This window comes from Comamonas aquatica NBRC 14918 (genome assembly GCF_000739875.1).
GTDB classification, from domain to species: Bacteria; Pseudomonadota; Gammaproteobacteria; order Burkholderiales; family Burkholderiaceae_C; genus Comamonas; species Comamonas aquatica.
The window spans coordinates 39,549-56,061 of record NZ_BBJR01000052.1; the positions used below are offsets into that span (position 1 = coordinate 39,549).

The following is a 16,513-nucleotide window of genomic DNA, read 5'->3' on the forward strand; positions in this document are numbered from 1 at the left end:
CCCGTGCCAACACTGTTCGTGAAATCCCAACAATCTCTTTGCCCCTGGAATGCCCATGGACCGTTTTGATGCCATGCAGGCCTTCGCCCGTGTGGTGGAGGCCGGCAGTTTCACCCAGGCCGCGCAGACGCTGCACATGGGCCGCGCCACCGTGACCCAGCTGGTGCAGCAGCTTGAAGCGCGGCTGCGCGTCAAGCTCTTGCACCGCACCACGCGCAGGCTGCGCCTGACGGAGCAGGGCGCCCTCTACTACGACCGGGTGTGCCGGGTGCTGGCCGAGCTGGAGGAGGCCGAGTCCCAGCTCTCCAGCGCGGCCCACCAGACCCGTGGCCGCCTGCGTGTGGACGTGCCCAGTCCGCTGGCGCAGCGGGTGCTGATCCCGGCGCTGCCGGACTTCTTTGCGCGCTATCCGGAGATCCAGCTGGAGCTGGGCGTCAGCGACCGCAATGTGGACCTGCTGCGTGAGCGGGTGGATTGCGTGCTGCGCGGCGGCAGCATCGACAGCCCCGGCCTGGTGGCGCGCCAGGTCGGCAGCCTGCGCCTGGGGGTGTATGCCGCCCCGGCCTACCTGCAGCGCCACGGCACCCCGGCGCACCCGCAGCAGCTGGCCGGCGACGGGCACCACATGGTCGGCCTACTGCAGTCGCGCACCGGCAAGCCCCGGGTGGCCACGCTGCGGCGGGGCACGGAGTCGGTGGCCCTGCCCGCGCGCTACGTCTGCGCGGTGGACGACGGCAACGCCTATCTGGCGGCCGGGCTGGCCGGCTTGGGGGTGGTGTGCGTGCCCGACTACATGGCCCAGCCGCATGTGGCCTGCGGGGCCTTGCAGCCGCTGTTTGCCGACTGGCAACTGCCCGCCATGCCGCTGTCGATCGCCTATCCGCCGCAGCGCCACGTGAGTGCGGCCTTGCGGGCCTTCATCGACTGGGTGGTGGCCCTGATGGCCGTGCATGTGCCACGGCCGGAGGATGCACCGCCCGCCGCGCTGGATTGAGGCGCGGGTGTAGCGCCGCTCAGAGCGTGGCGGCCACCCAGCCGGTGGCCAGCACGCCGAGCTGCCAGTTGCGCCACAGCTGCCAGGTGGGCGTGGCCTGTTCGGTCCAGCGGAACAGCTGGGCGCCGGCCACCACCGACAGCAGCACGGCCGCCAGCATGCCCAGGGCATTGGCGGTCACGCTCTGGGGCCAGTGCAGGGTGACCAGGGCGTTCACCAGCAGGCTGGTGGGGAAGTGGATCAGGAAGATGGCGTAGGAGCGCTGGCCCATCCAGGTCAGCACCGGCCATTGCGGCCAGCGGCCGGCGGGCAACCACAGGCCCTGCAGCACCAGGGCCAGTGCCGTGACGCCGGCGATGGCGATGCGGGTGCGCCACTCCAGCAGCAGGGCGCTGCCGGTCAGCAGCAGCATCAGTGCCACCCAGCCCCAGCGCTGCCAGGGGTGGGGCGTGTGCGTGGCCCACCAGGCCATCATGCCCAGGCCGTAAGCGCCGAGGAAGTACAGCGCCCACACATCCAGGCTGCTGTCCAGGTTCCAGACCCACAGCGAGGCGGCCGTGGCCAGCACCAAGCCGGTCTGGCCCAGCGCGGGCCAGCGTGGCAGGCGGCGGCTGCACCACAGCCAGACCAGGCACAGGGCGTAGAGCTGGAAGTCAATGGCCACGTACCAGACGCCGGCCGACAGGGCTTCCCAATCGCCCAGGCTTTGCACCAGCAGCAGGTGGGCCAGCACCGCATCCCAGGTCGGCGTGGCGGAGACCGAATCGTGGTCAAAGCCCCAGCTGCGCACCACCTCGTTGACCACGATGGCGCAGGCCAGAGCGGCGCTGTAGGGCAGGCACAGGCGCACGAAGCGCTTGCCCAGCACTGGGCCGATGTCGGCATGCCGGGCCTGGCCCTGGGGCGCCAGCGCGGCGGCGGCCCAATAGCCCCCCAGCACCAGGAACAGCTGCACGGCCATGCGCCCATACTCGTCCAGCCAGCCCAGCAGGCCGGGCCACAGCGGGCGCAGCACGTCGGACATGGGGCCGTAGAAAGCCAGGTGGTGGCAGACGATGACCAGGCAGGCCACGGCCTTGACGTGGTCCAGGGCGGTATTGCGGGAAGTCACGATCCAGAGGGTCTGTTAGGTGTTGTTCTCCCCCCTCAACGCGCCAGGGGGGCGAATGGCTGACACGCGCAGCCCGCGGCACCCGGTGGCAGGCGCACGGGGGGCGCTGATGGGCCGGGCAGGCTGGCTTGAGGCGTGGCGGCCCTGGCGCTACAGTGGGCCATCCCTGTTTCACCGGAGTACGGTATGCAAATCAACGAGATCCACCGGGGTCGCCTGATCGACCATGTGCAGCTGGTGGTGCGCGATCTGCCGCGCACCCAGGCCTTCTACACCGCCGTGCTGGCGGCGCTGGAGGTGCCCCTGGGCGGCACGGGGGAGGGCTACTTCTGGGCGGACGAGCTGTTTGTGACCAGTGCCGACAGCGAGGCCGCGCTGGGCCAGCTGACCGGGCGCCACCACCTGGCCTTCCAGGCCCGGGACCGGGCCATGGTCGATGCCTTCTACCAGGCCGCGCTGGCCCACGGTGGCCGCGACCACGGCGCCCCCGGGGAGCGCGCCTACCACCCGGGCTACTACGCGGCCTTTGTGCTGGACCCCGATGGCAACAACATCGAGGCCGTGTTCCACGGCGAGGCCCAACGCAGCGCACCCTCGGTGCACATCCGCTTCTAGCCGGCGGGCCGGGTCAGCGCAGATCGGTAGGAAATAGGCCGTGGACCCAGGTGGTATCAGCGCGGGCAGCTCTACTTTTTAGGGCGCTGCGGGGCGGGGCCGTGGCTGCGCAGGCCGCTCCGCTTCCACCGGCCTCGGTGCCGGCGGCGCCGGGTTGATCTCCACCGTGATGTGCACCAGCTCCTCGTGGATGGCGAGCTGCTGGCGGATGGCATCGGGCGTCACGCCGTCGCGCGCCTCCAGGGCCACGATGCAGGCGTACAGGCCCTTGCCCACGCGCCAGACATGCAGGTCGGTCAGCACCACCGGCTGCGGCGCGGCCGCCAGGACGTCGCGGATTTCCTGCACCACGGGCGCGTCCATCTCGGCGTCCAGCAGCACCCGGCTGCTGTCGCGCAGCAGGCCCAGGGCCCAGACGGCCACCAGCACCGCACCGACCAGGCCCATGGCCGGGTCCAGCCAGGCCGCGCCCCAGAGCATGCCGCCCAGCAGGGCCAGGATGGCCAGCACCGAGGTGGCCGCGTCTGCGACCACGTGCAGGTAGGCCGCGCGCAGGTTCAGGTCTTCGGGCGCGTGGTCATCGGCGTGGCCGACGGGGTGGTGCCCGTGGTCATGACCGTGATCGTGACCATGATGATGATGGTGGCGGTGGCCGCCGCGCAGCAGCCAGGCGCAGGCCAGATTCACCGCCAGGCCCAGGCCGGCCAGGGCGATGGCCTGGGCGTAATCGATGGCCAGGGGCGCGCGCAGCCGGTCCAGGGACTGCACCGCCATCCAGCCGGCGACGAACAGCAGCAGGATGGCGCTGGTGTAGCCCGCCAGCACTTCCAGCTTCCAGGTGCCGAAGGCGAAACGGCGGTCGCCCGCCAGGCGCCGCGCCGCCACATAGGCCCCCACTGACAGGCCCAGCGCCAGGGCGTGCGAACTCATGTGCCAGCCGTCGGCCAGCAGTGCCATGGAGTGGAAGTAGTAACCGCCTGCGATCTCCAGCACCATCATGCTCAGGGTCAACCAGACCGCCAGCGTGGTGTTCTTTTCCGCCAAAGGGTTGCCCGTGTCGAAGCGGTGGCTGTGGGCCCGGGTGCTGGGTGACAAGGGGTTATGGGGCAGGGATTCGGTGTGCATTTTTATACTGTACCCCAGTATATTGTCACCCCTAGAATAGGGGCCATGTCACACACCCTGCAGAACCGAAAACCCTTGCTGGCCCGTATCCGGCGCATCAAAGGCCAGACCGAGGCGCTAGAGCGCGCGCTGGAGAACGCCGAGGAGTGCGCGGTCATCCTGCAGCAGCTGGCGGCGGTCCGTGGGGCCGTCAACGGCCTGATGCTGGAGGTGCTGGAGGGCCATGTGCGCGAACACCTGGGCGCGCCGGACGTGCCCGAGGCCCAGCGCGCCCAGGACCTGGACCTGGTGGTGAAGGTGCTGCGCTCGTACGTGAAGTGAGGGGCTAGGCGCCGCTGGCGCGCGCGTGCCACCACAGCCAGGCCGCCACGGCGGCGGCCAGCCACAGCAGCACGATGGCCACGGCACCGGCGGTGCTGCGGGGCTTGCGGCCCGTGGTGTGCATCCAGGCCTCGGCCTGGGCGCGGCAGGCCACCAGCACGGGCGGCGGCAGCAGCCGCAGGGCCAGCCAGATCAGCCCCGGCAGCAGCAGGACGTCGTCGACAAAGCCCAGCACCGGGATGAAGTCCGGGATCAGGTCGATCGGGCTCAGGGCATAGGCCACGACCAGCACGCCCAGGGCCTTGGCATGCCAGGGCGTGTCCGGGTGCCGGGCGGCGAACCACAGGTTCATGGCATCGCGCTTGAGGCGTCGGGCCCAGGCTTTCAGGGTGTCGAGCAGCTGCATCCGCAAGGTGGGGAAAAGGCCGGGGGCCGGTATGCCGCGGATTGTAGGGACAGTCCTGCGGTCCGCGCGCCTGTCCGTCGCACGGACCCTGTTGCGTTTGCATGCAAAAAACAGAGCTGCCGGCGCAGGCTGCATCAGCACTGGAGGCCTGAAAGCCTGTGCATCAACTGCGGCGCCGTGGCGCCGGGCCTCAGCCTTCGCGGATGCGCAGCAGCATCTGGCTCATCAGGGCGCGCAGGGCCGGGGGGCGCACCGGCTTGGCCAGAAAGCCCCAGCCCTTTTCCGCTGCTTGGCGGCGCAGCGAGGCATCGCGCTCGGCCGTGACCAGGATCACCGGTGGGGTCTGGCCCCAGCGTTCGCACAGCTGGGCATAGACCTCGGGGCCGTACAGGTCGCCGCCCAGGTGCACGTCCAGCAGCAGCAACTGGGGCACGCTGTCGGGGCTGGCCAGGGCCAGCGCTTCGTGCGGGCCGCCGGCGAACGGCACATGGCAGCCCCAGCGCTCCAGCAGGGCGCCGGTGGCGCTGCAGGTGCCTGGGTCGTCGTCCACGTACCAGGCGACGCCGCCCTGCAGCGGCGCATCGTCGGTGTGGACGGTGACCTGGGGGCGGGCCGTGGGCTGCAGTGCGGCGCGGTCGCCCAGCGGCACCTTGACCCAGAACACGCTGCCCTGGCCGACCTCGGAGCGCAGGCCGATCTCGTGGCCCAGCAGCCGGCCCAGGCGCTCCACGATGGCCAGTCCCAGGCCGGTGCCGCGGTCGTCGGCGTGGCCTTCGTCCAGCCGGCGGAACTCCTCGAAGATTTCTTTTTGCAGGCTCAGTGGTATGCCCGGGCCCTGGTCGTGCACCTCGATGCGCAGGAACTGGCCCTCGCGGCGGCAGCCCACCAGGATGCGGCCGCGGCGCGAGTAGCGGATGGCGTTGGAGACGAAGTTCTGCACGATGCGGCGCAGCAGGGCTTCGTCGCTGCGCACCACGTAGTGGCCGGCCCGCGTGCGCAGTTGCAGGCCTTCGCTTTGCGCCAGCATGGCGAAGTTGTTGTGCACCACGTGCAGCAGGGCATCCAGCGTGAAGTCGCGCACGTGCACCTCCAGCTGGCCCGATTCCATGCGGGCGATGTCCAGCAGGCTGGTCAGGATGGCGTCCTGCGAGGCCAGGGCCGCCTCGATGCTGTCGACCACGTGGCGCCCGGCCTCGTCGCGCACATGGGCCGGCAGCAGGCTGGTGAACATGCGCGCGGCGTTCAGCGGCTGCAGCAGGTCGTGCACGGCGGCGTTGACGAAGCGGGTCTTGTAGCGGTTGGCCTCTTCGGCCTCGCGCTTGGCGGCGGCCAGGTCGCGGGTGCGCTCCACGATGCGCTGCTCCAGCGCATCGGCCAGCGACCGCAGCTCGCGCGCGGCGTTCTTGTAGCTGGTGATGTCGGCGTAGCTGGTGACGAAGCCGCCGTCCGGCAGCGGGTTGCCGCGGATCTCCAGCACCGTGCCGTCGTCCTTGGCGCTTTCATGCAGGTGGGGCTTGCCGCTGCGCAGGTGCTGCAGGCGGCGCTGGATGGCCTCTTCCATCGGCGCCGGGCCCAGCAGGCCGCGGCGGGCGTTGTAGCGCAGCAGGTCCTCGATCGGTCGGCCCACCTGCAGCAGCTCGGACGGGTAGCGGAACAGCTGCAGGTAGCGCGAATTCCACGCCACCAGGTTCAGTTCGGCGTCGATGATGACCACGCCCTGGGGCAGGTGCTCCAAGCTGCGCGACAGGCCGGTGTCGGCCTGCTTGGCGGCCTGGACGATGCCGTCCTGGGCGGTGCGCAGCTCCTGCGCGTGCTGGCGCAGCACGGTCTCCAGCTCCTGGCGGCTGCGCTGGCGCACGCGGGCCAGGCGCTGGCGCTGGCGCACGAACAGCACCAGTAGCCCGCTGGCCAGCCACAGGCCGCCGGCCGCGGCGGCCGCCCAGATGCTGGTCTGCAGGCTGGTGCGGATGTCGTGCAGCAGGTGCATCTTCCAGCCGCTGTGCGGCAGCTCCAGCGTCTGCAGCAGCATGCGGCCCGGCAGGTCGCTGTCGCGCAGGCGCACCAGCCGGCCGCCGTTGTCCAGCTGCTTGCGCACGTCGAAGTGCAGTGGCGTCAGGGTCTGGCCCTCGTACTGGCGCGTGGCGGCCAGCATGGCCAGGTCCTCGGGCGAGAGCGGCTGCAGCAGCCGGTAGCGCCAGGATTCGCGGCTGGTCAGGAAGATCACGCCGTGCTCATCGGCCACCACCACCACGTCGGTGGTGCGCAGCCACTGGCGCTCCAGCTCATGCAGGGCGATCTTGATGGCCACCAGGCCGATCACCTGGCCCCCCTCGTCGTAGATGGCCTGCGACAGAAAGTAACCGGGCTCGCCGGTGGTGGTGCCGATGCCGTAGAAGTGCCCGCTGCCCGTGGTCAGGGCCTGCTGCACGTAGGGGCGGAAGTTGTAGTCCTCGCCCACGTTGTTGCGCGGCGAGCGCCAGTTGCTGGCGGCCACGGCAATGCCATGGCGGTCGATCAGGGTCAGGGTCGAGGCCTGGCTGGCGCCGTTGGCCCGCTCTAGCTTGCGGTTCAGGTAGTTCACATCCCCGGCCGACAGCGGGTGCTGCAGCGCGGCGCGCAGCTCGTTGTCCAGGGACAGCACCTCGGGCAGGGTGCGGTAGCGGTCCACGCGCTGGGTCAGCCCCTGGGCGCGCACCGCGAGCTGGCGCAGGTAGTTCTCACTCTCGGCCAGCAGGGTGCGCTCCCAGGTCAGCCAGCCCGCGGTCAGCATGCTCAGCAGCATGCCCAGCAGCAAGGTGGCGACGGTCCAGACGGTGCGGCGGCGAAGGGGGAACAACATGGCCTCCAGTGTGCCCGTTCGGGCGTCTGGGCGTGCGTGGCGGGTGCTGGGTAGGGGGTGAAATCGTTCGTATTTCTACGTAGAAAAGCGGCTTTCTTGCAGCAAAAAGGGGGCCTCTAATACCAATAGGTTATCGGCGTGGGCGCGGCGCAGCAGTACAACCCCGGCAGTTGCACCCCCGGGTGCGTTTTTTTGGACTTCCGGAACACCTCGCATGCATGCCGTCCCCGCTGAAGCAATGAACACCCTGAAGCTGCCGTTCTACCGCCAGCTGTATTTCCAAGTGGTTGCCGCCATCATCATCGGCGTGCTGCTGGGCTATTTCGAGCCCGCCTATGGCGAGGCCATGAAGCCGCTGGGCGATGCCTTCATCAAGCTGATCAAGATGATCATCGCGCCGGTGATCTTCCTGACCATCGTCACCGGCATCGCCGGCATGACCCAGCTGTCCACCGTGGGCCGCGTGTTCGGCAAGGCCATGGCGTACTTCCTGACCTTCTCCACGCTGGCGCTGGTGGTGGGCCTGGTGGTGGCCAACGTGTTCCAGCCCGGTGCGGGCATGAACATCAACCCCGCCGACCTGGACCAGAAGGCCGTGCAGGGCTTCGTGGCCAAGTCGCACGACATGACGCTGGTCGGCTTCGTGATGGACATCATCCCCAAGACCCTGATCAGCCCGTTCGTGGGTGACAACATCCTGCAGGTGCTGCTGGTGGCCGTGCTGTTCGGCGTGTCGCTGGCCATGGTGGGCGATGCCGGCAAGCCCGTGCTGAACTTCTTCGAAGCCCTGACCAAGCCCGTGTTCAAGCTGGTGAACATCGTGATGAAGGCCGCCCCCATCGGTGCCTTCGGTGCCATGGCCTTCACCATCGGCAAGTTCGGCCTGGGTTCGCTGCTGAACCTGGCCGAGCTGGTGCTGACCTTCTACATCACCTCGGCCATCTTCGTGCTGGTGGTCCTGGGCGCCGTGGCGCGTGCCTGCGGCTTCTCGGTGATCAAGCTGATCCGCTACCTGAAGGAAGAGCTGCTGCTGGTGCTGGGCACTTCGTCGTCCGAATCGGCCCTGCCTTCGCTGATGGAAAAGATGGAAAAGGCCGGCTGCAAGAAGTCCGTGGTTGGCCTGGTGGTGCCCACCGGCTACTCGTTCAACCTGGACGGCACCAACATCTACATGACGCTGGCGGCGCTGTTCATCGCCCAGGCCACCAACACCGAGCTGACGCTGGGCCACCAGATCGCGCTGCTGCTGGTCGCCATGCTGTCGTCCAAGGGCGCGGCCGGCGTGACCGGCGCGGGCTTCATCACCCTGGCCGCCACCCTGGCCGTGGTGCCCGAAGTGCCCGTGGCCGGCATGGCTCTGATCCTGGGCGTGGACCGCTTCATGTCCGAGTGCCGTTCGCTGACCAACTTCATCGGCAACGCCGTGGCCACCGTGGTCGTGTCGCGCTGGGAAAAGGGCGTGGACATGGAACGCCTGCACGCTGCGCTGGATGGCAAGCCCCTGCCGGCGCTGGATGCCGTGCCCGCCAAGGCCTGAGGCGGAGCGCGCTGCCCGACCCCGAAGCCCCGCTCAGCGGGGCTTTTTTCATGCCCCCCAGGCGCTGGGTGATGCTGTACCTAATCGGCCGCTAGCCCATGTCTAGTGAGCGCGGAGTGCTATCTTTTGCGATGAATTAACGGCCTACAGCAGCACCGCCTGCGCGACCACGCGGTTGCGTCCGGCGTTCTTGGCTGCATACAGCAGTTGGTCCACTGCGTGCACGAAGCCGGCGCAATCCTGGCCGGGCTGCGGCACCAGGCTGCCCGCGCCGATGCTGACCGTGACCTGCTGGCCGAAGGGCGAGCGGGCATGGGGAATGGCCTGCTCCTGCAGCAGGCGGCGAAAGCGCTCGGCCACCTGCCGGGCGATGTCCAGGCCCACCTTGGGCAGCAGCACCACGAACTCCTCGCCGCCATAGCGCGCTACTAGGTCGTTGCACTTGTCGCAGACCTGGGCCAGCGCCTGCGCCACCTGGACCAGGGCCTGGTCGCCGGTCTGGTGGCCGTAGCAGTCGTTGAGCTGTTTGAAGAAGTCGATGTCCAGAACCAGCAGCGACAGCGGCGTCTGCGCGGCCTGGGCCTGGGCCCAGGCCTGCTCCAGCGCCTCGTCGAAACGGCGGCGGTTGGCCACGCGGGTCAGGCTGTCCTGGTAGGACAGGGCCTGCAGTTCGCGCTGCAGCGCCAGCAGCCTTTGCTCGGTTTGCTTGCGTTCGTGGATGTCGAAGATGAAGCCGACCAGGGCCTCGGTGCCGCCCTGTGCATTGCGCAGCACGTGCACCGTCTCGCGCACCCAGACGTAGCGCTGGTCGGCCGTCAGCGCGCGGTAGTCGGCCTCGTGGTCGACGCCGGCCTGCGACAGTTCCACACAGCGGCGGACCACCTGGTCGCGTTCATCGGGGTGGATGCGGTCGATCCAGTCCTGCACCGTGTCCCAGTCCTCGGTGCGCCAGCCCAGCAAGGCCTCGATCTGGGGGCCGACGTAGACGTAGCGCTGGCTGGCCCAGTCGATCTTCCAGGGGATGGCCTGGGTGGACTCCAGCAGCGTGCGGTAGATATCGTCCTGGTCGAGGGGCTGGGGTGGGGGCAGCTGGGGCATGGGGCGCGACCTCCGGGCTCAGGCGCTGTGCTGCGGCGCCGGCGCGGGCGGGCGGCTGTGCACCGTGGGCAGCGGGTTCCAGTACCAGCGGAAGGAGTCGTCCTTCGCGCGCAGCAGGGTCTGGGTGTGCACGCGGTCCTGGAACAGGTCGCCCCAGCAGGCGCGTGCCGAGTTCCGGTTGTTGTGCAGGTCCACGCAGGGGGCCGTGGCGTTGTCGGGCTGCGCTGGCAGGAACACGCTCCAGCCCTGCGGGATCCACATGTCGGCCATGCAGATGCGGCCTTCGGCGGGCCAGTAGCGCGCCACGCTCAGCACCAGGGGCTTGACCGGGTCGCAGGAGATGAAGAGGTGGGGGAAGTCGTGGTGTTCCAGGTCGGTGCAGATGGTGGTGCACAGGCGGTTTTGCGTGCCCTGGTAGGGCGACCAGTGGCCGGCAAACACGCCGTACTCGAAGTGCATGTGCTGCAGCTCGGGGAAGCGGCTGTCGATGCGCAGCCCCTGGCCGGGCTGGATGACGGTGATGCCGAAGGCGGCGGCATGCTCCGCAGTGGCCCACAGCGGCTCGAACACCACCTCCTCGGCGGCCAGGTCCAGCTCGTACTCCACGCCAAAGCCGGGCGACAGCTTGGTGTTGCGCAGACCGCGCACGGTGTAGGGGCGGCCGGCCCGGGCCTGGGGGTTGCAGGGCGCGGGCTGGATCAGCGTGGCCTCGGGGGGCAGCCGGTCCAGGTAGCAGGGCTCGCCCCCGGCGTTGTAGAAGAACGGGGTGAGTTCCAGGCTCACGGTGCGCGATTGCAGCTCGCGGATCAGCAGCGGGGGATCGAAGTGGTCTTGCGTCATGGGTCCCAGCAGGGCGGCAAAGCGCTCGATCCTAGGGATTCCCGGTGACGGCCGCTATCGCGCACGGGGGGCGATCAACGGTCAAAAAGCACAAAATAGCTTATTGCTATTGTGTTGAGTGCTATGTTATTTTTCCGACCAGCGGTCGTTCAGTTGCTCGCCGGTGTGGCGTGGCCGCCTCCGCCATGCTGGCGCCGCCTGGTGCCGTGCGGCATGGGCCGGTCTGTGGCCGGTGACCGGCGGGGGCTCAGCGGTCGGCGCGCACCAGCTCGAACGCGCTGCGCAGGCGCTGTGCGTCGCGGCCCAGCCGGCGGCTGTCGGGCAGGCGGCCGGCCCAGGCCATGCGCGCGATGGAGGCGTGCAGCAACTCGCGCGCGTCGGGCGACAGGGTGCTGACCCAGGCTTTCCACTGCGCGCGCGCCGGCTCCAGCGCACCGGCCTGCGCCAGGATCCAGGCCGTGGAGTGTGCATAGCACAGGGCGTCGCGGACCTGGCACACGGCCAGGGGCAGGTGGGCGGCGGGGTCGTCCTCGAAGTCGATGTAGCCGATCACGCCATCGGGGCAGCGCACCAGGTTGCGCGCAAAGGCCTGGCTCAGGCAGGTGCCGGCCTTGTGCACCTTGGCAATCGCCTGCAGGCCCTGCTTCCACAGTGCCAGCACGGCGTGGGCGCCGCGAGGCATGGCTTCTTCCATCGCATTGCCCAGGTTGGGCGTTGCCTGGCCGGGGGCGCCCAGGTGGCGCATGACAAAGCCGTCGGCGCAGTGCGCCAGCACGGTGGGCACGCGCAGGCCGCGGCGCTGCAGGTCCTGCAGGCGCGCCACCTCGATGGCCATGGCCGCGCGCCCGCCGGGGTTGGGCACGGGGGTGAGCACGGGCATGCGCAAGGCCTTGGCGGCCGCGCCCAGCACCCGCAGGCGCCAGCCCGGCACGGTGGCGCCGGCCCGCTTGACCCACAGGCTCTCCCCGTCCACGTCGTAGCGCATGACGCTGTGCGGCTGGCTGTGCACATGGGCGTGGAGGAAGGCGTCGTAGTCGGGGGCGGTCGCGGAAGCAGGCACAGGCAGTCGGTCCAGAAAAACAGGGGCCTGCAGGCAGGCCGGTGGTCGGTGCGACGATTGTGCCTTGTTCGCCGGGGGCTGCGCGCGGGTCGACAACGCCAGGGTGCGCGACGCGGACTTGGCCTGCGGGCTACACTGCGCGGCAACGGCGCTGCATGCCTGCGCATGCCGCCACCTTCCGGCCCCCGCGACGGCCCTGCCATCGCCCCGGCCCCTCCCCCCGCACACCGACACCGTCCCATGACCGATACCCCTGACACCCTGGAACCCCAATCCGCCCTGAGCACCGAGATGCTGGAGGAGCTGGACGCGATGCTGGAAGCCATGCGCGAGCGCGCCGAGGAAATCCCCCAGTGGGAGTTCTGCGACGGCTTCCTGGCGGCCATCGTCTGCACCCGCCGCGAGATCCCCGCGACCGAATGGCTGCCCATGCTGCTGGGTGACGGCGAGGCGCTGAGCGTGGCCGAAGGCCAGCCCCTGCCCAAGCTGGAAGCCTTCCTGGATGCGGCCCAGCAGGCCCGTTTCCTGGAACTGGCCGCGCTGCGCATGGCCGAGCTGCGCACCCAGCTGGACACCGAAATCAAGTCCCTGCAGGACGAGGCCGCCTTCCAGCCCGAAGTCATGGACACCCGCGGCGCTGTGCTGATGCTGCCCGAGGCCGAGCGTGCCGAGCTGGCCGATGAGGAGATCCCGTCCTTCGCCCAGGTCTGGGCCCTGGGTTTCATGTTCGTGGTGGAAAACTGGGCCGAGGAATGGGCCGCCCCGCGCGACAAGGAAGCCGCGCAGATGCTGGATGCGGCGATGGAGTTCGTGGTCGACCTGACCGAGGACGACGACGGCGAGCCTGCGCTGAACCTGTACGCCGAGGAAGGCCCCGCCTCCACCAGCCAGGAGCGCCTGGACGCGTTCGGCGAAGCCATCTGGGCCGTGTACGACCTGCGCCAGCTGTGGCGCAGCATCGGCCCCCGCGTGGAGGCCGTGGTCAAGGGCGACCAGCCCGGCCGCAACGATGCCTGCAGCTGCGGCAGCGGCAAGAAGTTCAAGAAGTGCTGCGGCGCCTGATCGCCTGAATGCCTGAACGCCGGGGCGGAATCCGTCCCGGCACGCTTCTTGAAAAGGAGCTGCTGGCGCTGGTATGCAAAGGGTTTCAGATGGTTTTATCTCTGAAACTCAGACATATCCAGCGCTGGCAGCTCCTTTTTTGTGGGTGACTGCCAGGTCTCACCCCGCCCACCGCCCCCGCTCGTTGCACCTGTCCATGTCCTTGCCCCTGCTTGCCCGCCTGCGTGCGGAATGGGCGCCCAGCATTCCGCGTGAACTGCTGGCCGGCGCCGTCGCCACCTTCGCCCTGATTCCGGAGGTGATCGCCTTCTCCTTCGTCGCCGGGGTCGATCCGTCCGTGGGGCTGTTCGCCTCGTTTGTCATCAGCATCGTCATCGCCATCTTCGGCGGGCGCCCGGCCATGGTGTCGGCGGCGGCAGGCTCGGTGGCCCTGGTGGCGGCACCGCTGGTGGCGGCGCACGGCCTGCCCTACCTGTTTGCCGCCGGCCTGCTGGCCGGTGCCCTGCAGATCGTCTTCGGCCTGTGCAAGCTGGGCGTGCTGATGCGCTTTGTCTCCAGCTCGGTGCGCACCGGCTTTGTGAATGCGCTGGCCATCCTGATCTTTGCCGCCCAGCTGCCGCACCTGGACGGGGCGAATGCGCCCACCTGGGCCCTGCTGGCGCTGGGCCTGCTGCTGATCTACGGCTTGCCGTGGCTGGGCCAGCGCCTGGGGCTGACGCTGTTCGGCCTGATCCCCTCGCCGCTGATCTGCGTGGTGGTGCTGACCGTGCTGGCGGCGCTGCTGGGCCTGCCCGTGGCCACGGTGGCCGACCTGGGCCGGCTGCCCGAGGCGCTGCCGCAGTTCGGCCTGCCCGCGGTGCCTGCCAGCCTGGAGACGCTGCGCATCATCTTGCTGCCGGCGCTGGCCATCGCCATGGTCGGCCTGCTGGAGTCGGTGCTGACCGCCGCCGTGGTCGACGAGATGACCAACACCCCCAGCGACAAGAACCGCGAATGCACGGGCCTGGGCCTGGCCAACATGGCTTCCAGCGTCTTTGGCGGCATTGCCGGCTGCGGCATGATCGGCCAGGCCGTGGGCAATGTGAAATACGGCGGGCGCGGGCGCCTGTCCACGCTGTTTGCCGGGGTGTTCCTGCTGGTGCTGATGGTGGCGCTCAAGGACTGGGTGTCGCAGGTGCCGGTGGTGGCCCTGGTGGCCATCATGGTCATGGTCTCAGCCTCCACCTTCGACTGGAAGTCGCTGGGCAACCTGGTGCGCCACCCGCGCCTGTCCAGCGGCGTGATGCTGGCCACGGTGGTCATCACCATCGCCACGCACAACCTGGCGGCGGGTGTGATCACCGGGGTGCTGCTGTCGGGGGTGTTCTTCACCTTCAAGGTGGCGCACATGCTGCAGGTGCGCCATGCGGATGATCCGGCCACCGGTGCGCGCACCTGGTGGGTCAGCGGCCAGGTGTTTTTTGCCTCGGCCGATGCGCTGGTGGAAAGCTTCGACGTGCGCGCCGTGGCCGGGCTGCCGGTGCGCATCGACGTCAGCGGCGCGCAGTTCTGGGACATCACCGCCGTCGGCGCCCTGGACAAGGTGGTGCAGCGCCTGCAGCAGCATGGCTGCACGGTGGAACTGGTGGGCCTGGACGCCCAGAGCCAGCGCCTGGTGCAGCGCATGAGGACCTGAGCAGCCCCTGGCCCTGGGTCAGACACCAAAAAGCCCGCTGGCGCGATGCGAGCGGGCTTTTTGGCGTGTGGTGTCGCGCGGCGCGTGGTTCTCAGCTCAGCACGTCTTCCGAAAAGATCTGCCAGCGCCCGTCCTGCTTGCGCCAGTACTGGCGCACGGTGGGGCTGTTGCCGCCCTTGGTGGCCACATGCAGGTTGACGATGCGGATCTCGCCAGCGGCCTCGCGCCAGTTGTAGACCGACATGTCATCGATCGCCAGGTTGGCCAGCGGGCCGTACGAGGATAGGCGGCTGCGGCGCTTGCTCAGCGGCTCGGCCCCGGCCAGCTCGGCGCTGTACAGCGCTGACAGGCGCTGCGTATCGCCCTGGCGCCAGGCCGTTTGCCACTGCTCCAGGCCTTGCATGAAGCTGTCCTGCTTGTGCTGCTGGGTGGTCCACTGCGGGGTGACCCAGTCCAGCTTTTCCGCGATCAGCACCGGCGTGCGGCGGTCGATGGACTCCATCAGGAAGCTGATGTCCGGGTTGGACAGCACCACGCAGCCATCGCTGGCCTGGGGCACGCGCGCGAACTGGTCGGAGGGCACGCCATGCAGCCAGATGCCGCTGCCGGTGCGGCCCTGCAGGCGGTCCCAGTCGTTGGGGTAGTTGACCGTCAGCGCGCCCTTGCCATACAGCTCGGGCAGCTTCTCGCCAGGGATCTGGCGGCCGACGAAGTACACGCCCAGCGGTGTGCGCTGGTCGCCTTCGGCGCGCTTGTGCACGCCGTTGCGGCCCACGGTGACGTAGAAGTTGGAGATCAGCTCCATGCCCTGCGGGCCGTTGGCGAACACGTACAGCCGCGAGCGGCTGGCATCCACGGCGATCGCATGCCGCACCGAGGGGCTCAGGTGCAGGAAGTTGCTGGGGATCATGCCCGGTGGCGGCAGGTCGACCGCGGCCTGGCGGCGGCGCTGCAGCTCGCTTTGCAGGCCCTGGAAGAACTCGGGCGGGGCAATGCTCTGGTCGGCCACGCTGCGGTTGCTGGTGCTGGGCGTGGTCTGTGTCTGGGCCAACTGGGCGCCCATGGGGCCGCTGCCGGTGCGCATGCGCAGCAGGTCGGCGTAGAGCAACTGGGCGGCGCGGAAGTTGGGCACCTCCTCGGTCAGCTCGGCCACGGCGCGCAGGGCGGCGTTGATTTCGCGGCGCTCGATCTGCGTCAGGATGGCGACCAGGCGCTGCTCGGCACGCGCCAGCTCCTGGGCCTGCGAGGAGGCCCAGACGGTGGAAGACCAGCCCAGGCTGGCAGCCAGCGCGGTGCCGGCCAAGCAGGTGGCCAGCCAGCGTGGGCGGAGGGTGGAGGAGGGGCTACGGATCGGATCGCGGAGCATTAGCGGCCTGTTTCTTCTCGGACGATGCGCCACTGGTTGCCCTCGCGCTGCATGCGCAGCGTCTTGCGGGTGGTGGCCTTGTAGCTGCCAGAGGCGTAGTACTGCTGGAAGCTGGCGGCCGCCTTGTCGCCGTCCAGCGTGACCTTCAGGTTGCGCACCGCCACGGTGATGGCGTCGCGGCCCACGATGCGGTCCTTGCGCTCCTGCTTCCAGGCCGCCAGGGTGCCGCCCTGGGGATCGAAGCGGGGGCTGTAGGCCGCGTAGTAGGCGTTGATGTTCTGCTGCTCCCAGGCCTTGGCCCAGGCCAGCACGGCCTTTTCCACCGCGTCGACGGCCTGCTGGTGGGCCGAGGGGCCTTCCTTGGCCTTCTCGGTCTTGTCGGCCTTCTCGACCACGGCGGCGGCCGGGGCGGCAGGCGCAGGCGGGGTGGCCGCGGGCGCCGGGCTCGCGGGGGTGGCCTGGGC

The 16,513-nt window shown here is 69.4% G+C and carries 15 protein-coding genes; 6 read left to right on the forward strand and 9 right to left on the reverse strand.

What is annotated here, in order from left to right:
• Nucleotides 1-55: 55 nt before the first annotated feature.
• Entirely contained in the window at nt 56-994 is a 939-nt protein-coding gene (locus tag CA2_RS12580) for a LysR family transcriptional regulator (RefSeq protein ID WP_042417736.1), read from the forward strand.
• A gap of 19 nt (nt 995-1,013) precedes the next feature.
• Here the strand turns inward: CA2_RS12580 and CA2_RS12585 are convergent, their stop codons facing one another.
• Entirely contained in the window at nt 1,014-2,105 is a 1,092-nt protein-coding gene (locus CA2_RS12585) for an acyltransferase family protein (RefSeq protein WP_245620955.1), read from the reverse strand.
• Between the two features lie 186 nt (nt 2,106-2,291).
• Here CA2_RS12585 and CA2_RS12590 point away from each other — a divergent pair, with 186 nt between their 5' ends.
• Nucleotides 2,292-2,720, forward strand: a complete 429-nt coding sequence (locus CA2_RS12590) for a VOC family protein (protein ID WP_042417683.1) — start codon at nt 2,292-2,294, stop codon at nt 2,718-2,720.
• Nucleotides 2,721-2,798: 78 nt separating this feature from the next.
• Here the strand turns inward: CA2_RS12590 and dmeF are convergent, their stop codons facing one another.
• Nucleotides 2,799-3,845, reverse strand: coding sequence for a CDF family Co(II)/Ni(II) efflux transporter DmeF (gene dmeF, locus CA2_RS12595; protein ID WP_042417686.1), 1,047 nt, complete (start codon nt 3,843-3,845; stop codon nt 2,799-2,801).
• Nucleotides 3,846-3,890: 45 nt separating this feature from the next.
• Between dmeF and CA2_RS12600 the strand changes: the two genes are divergently transcribed.
• Nucleotides 3,891-4,166: a metal/formaldehyde-sensitive transcriptional repressor gene (locus CA2_RS12600; RefSeq protein WP_042417688.1), complete on the forward strand. Its 276-nt coding sequence runs from the start codon at nt 3,891-3,893 to the stop codon at nt 4,164-4,166.
• 4 nt (nt 4,167-4,170) lie between these two features.
• Here the strand turns inward: CA2_RS12600 and CA2_RS12605 are convergent, their stop codons facing one another.
• Both CA2_RS12605 and CA2_RS12610 read right to left on the reverse strand, forming a co-directional pair.
• A complete protein-coding gene (locus CA2_RS12605; protein WP_042417691.1) occupies nt 4,171-4,572 on the reverse strand; it encodes a YkvA family protein in 402 nt (133 codons plus the stop codon).
• A gap of 190 nt (nt 4,573-4,762) precedes the next feature.
• Complete coding sequence (locus CA2_RS12610) at nt 4,763-7,411, reverse strand: hybrid sensor histidine kinase/response regulator (RefSeq protein ID WP_042417693.1); 2,649 nt, start codon at nt 7,409-7,411, stop codon at nt 4,763-4,765.
• A 214-nt stretch (nt 7,412-7,625) separates the two neighbouring features.
• On the opposite strand from CA2_RS12610, the gene CA2_RS12615 reads away from it, so the two are divergent.
• Nucleotides 7,626-8,948: a dicarboxylate/amino acid:cation symporter gene (locus CA2_RS12615; RefSeq protein WP_042417696.1), complete on the forward strand. Its 1,323-nt coding sequence runs from the start codon at nt 7,626-7,628 to the stop codon at nt 8,946-8,948.
• A 144-nt stretch (nt 8,949-9,092) separates the two neighbouring features.
• On the opposite strand, the gene CA2_RS12620 is transcribed toward CA2_RS12615, so the two are convergent.
• The 3 genes from CA2_RS12620 to CA2_RS12630 all read right to left on the reverse strand — a co-directional run bounded on the left by CA2_RS12620 (nt 9,093) and on the right by CA2_RS12630 (nt 11,946).
• The gene (locus tag CA2_RS12620) at nt 9,093-10,037 is read right to left on the reverse strand and encodes a GGDEF domain-containing protein (protein WP_439708936.1); all 945 of its coding nucleotides are present in this window, start codon (nt 10,035-10,037) and stop codon (nt 9,093-9,095) included.
• 27 nt (nt 10,038-10,064) lie between these two features.
• Complete coding sequence (locus tag CA2_RS12625; protein WP_042417702.1) at nt 10,065-10,886, reverse strand: hypothetical protein; 822 nt, start codon at nt 10,884-10,886, stop codon at nt 10,065-10,067.
• 247 nt (nt 10,887-11,133) lie between these two features.
• Nucleotides 11,134-11,946 (reverse strand): BUD32 family EKC/KEOPS complex subunit, encoded by an 813-nt coding sequence (locus CA2_RS12630; protein ID WP_042417705.1) that lies wholly within the window; start codon nt 11,944-11,946, stop codon nt 11,134-11,136.
• A 240-nt stretch (nt 11,947-12,186) separates the two neighbouring features.
• Here CA2_RS12630 and CA2_RS12635 point away from each other — a divergent pair, with 240 nt between their 5' ends.
• Together CA2_RS12635 and CA2_RS12640 are read left to right on the forward strand one after the other, a co-directional pair.
• A complete protein-coding gene (locus tag CA2_RS12635) occupies nt 12,187-13,008 on the forward strand; it encodes a YecA/YgfB family protein (RefSeq protein WP_042417707.1) in 822 nt (273 codons plus the stop codon).
• Nucleotides 13,009-13,204: 196 nt separating this feature from the next.
• Entirely contained in the window at nt 13,205-14,683 is a 1,479-nt protein-coding gene (locus CA2_RS12640; RefSeq protein WP_081888991.1) for a SulP family inorganic anion transporter, read from the forward strand.
• Nucleotides 14,684-14,774: 91 nt separating this feature from the next.
• Here the strand turns inward: CA2_RS12640 and CA2_RS12645 are convergent, their stop codons facing one another.
• Complete coding sequence (locus CA2_RS12645) at nt 14,775-16,049, reverse strand: L,D-transpeptidase family protein (RefSeq protein ID WP_156106046.1); 1,275 nt, start codon at nt 16,047-16,049, stop codon at nt 14,775-14,777.
• The coding region (locus CA2_RS18295; protein ID WP_042417713.1) for a L,D-transpeptidase Cds6 family protein at nt 16,049-16,513 on the reverse strand (465 nt) is incomplete at its 5' end. The genes CA2_RS18295 and CA2_RS12645, both read right to left, overlap by 1 nt.

Excerpts from the sequence above, each read along its gene's own strand:
- CA2_RS12605 (WP_042417691.1), bottom strand. The coding sequence starts at position 4,572 with ATGCAGCTGCTCGACACCCTGAAAGCCTGGGCCCGACGCCTCAAGCGC.
- CA2_RS12610 (WP_042417693.1), bottom strand. The coding sequence starts at position 7,411 with ATGTTGTTCCCCCTTCGCCGCCGCACCGTCTGGACCGTCGCCACCTTG.
- CA2_RS12645 (WP_156106046.1), bottom strand. The coding sequence starts at position 16,049 with ATGCTCCGCGATCCGATCCGTAGCCCCTCCTCCACCCTCCGCCCACGC.
- CA2_RS12580 (WP_042417736.1), top strand. The coding sequence starts at position 56 with ATGGACCGTTTTGATGCCATGCAGGCCTTCGCCCGTGTGGTGGAGGCC.
- CA2_RS12625 (WP_042417702.1), bottom strand. The coding sequence starts at position 10,886 with ATGACGCAAGACCACTTCGATCCCCCGCTGCTGATCCGCGAGCTGCAA.
- CA2_RS12590 (WP_042417683.1), top strand. The coding sequence starts at position 2,292 with ATGCAAATCAACGAGATCCACCGGGGTCGCCTGATCGACCATGTGCAG.
- dmeF (WP_042417686.1), bottom strand. The coding sequence starts at position 3,845 with ATGCACACCGAATCCCTGCCCCATAACCCCTTGTCACCCAGCACCCGG.
- CA2_RS12600 (WP_042417688.1), top strand. The coding sequence starts at position 3,891 with ATGTCACACACCCTGCAGAACCGAAAACCCTTGCTGGCCCGTATCCGG.
- CA2_RS12635 (WP_042417707.1), top strand. The coding sequence starts at position 12,187 with ATGACCGATACCCCTGACACCCTGGAACCCCAATCCGCCCTGAGCACC.
- CA2_RS12615 (WP_042417696.1), top strand. The coding sequence starts at position 7,626 with ATGCATGCCGTCCCCGCTGAAGCAATGAACACCCTGAAGCTGCCGTTC.
- CA2_RS12640 (WP_081888991.1), top strand. The coding sequence starts at position 13,205 with ATGTCCTTGCCCCTGCTTGCCCGCCTGCGTGCGGAATGGGCGCCCAGC.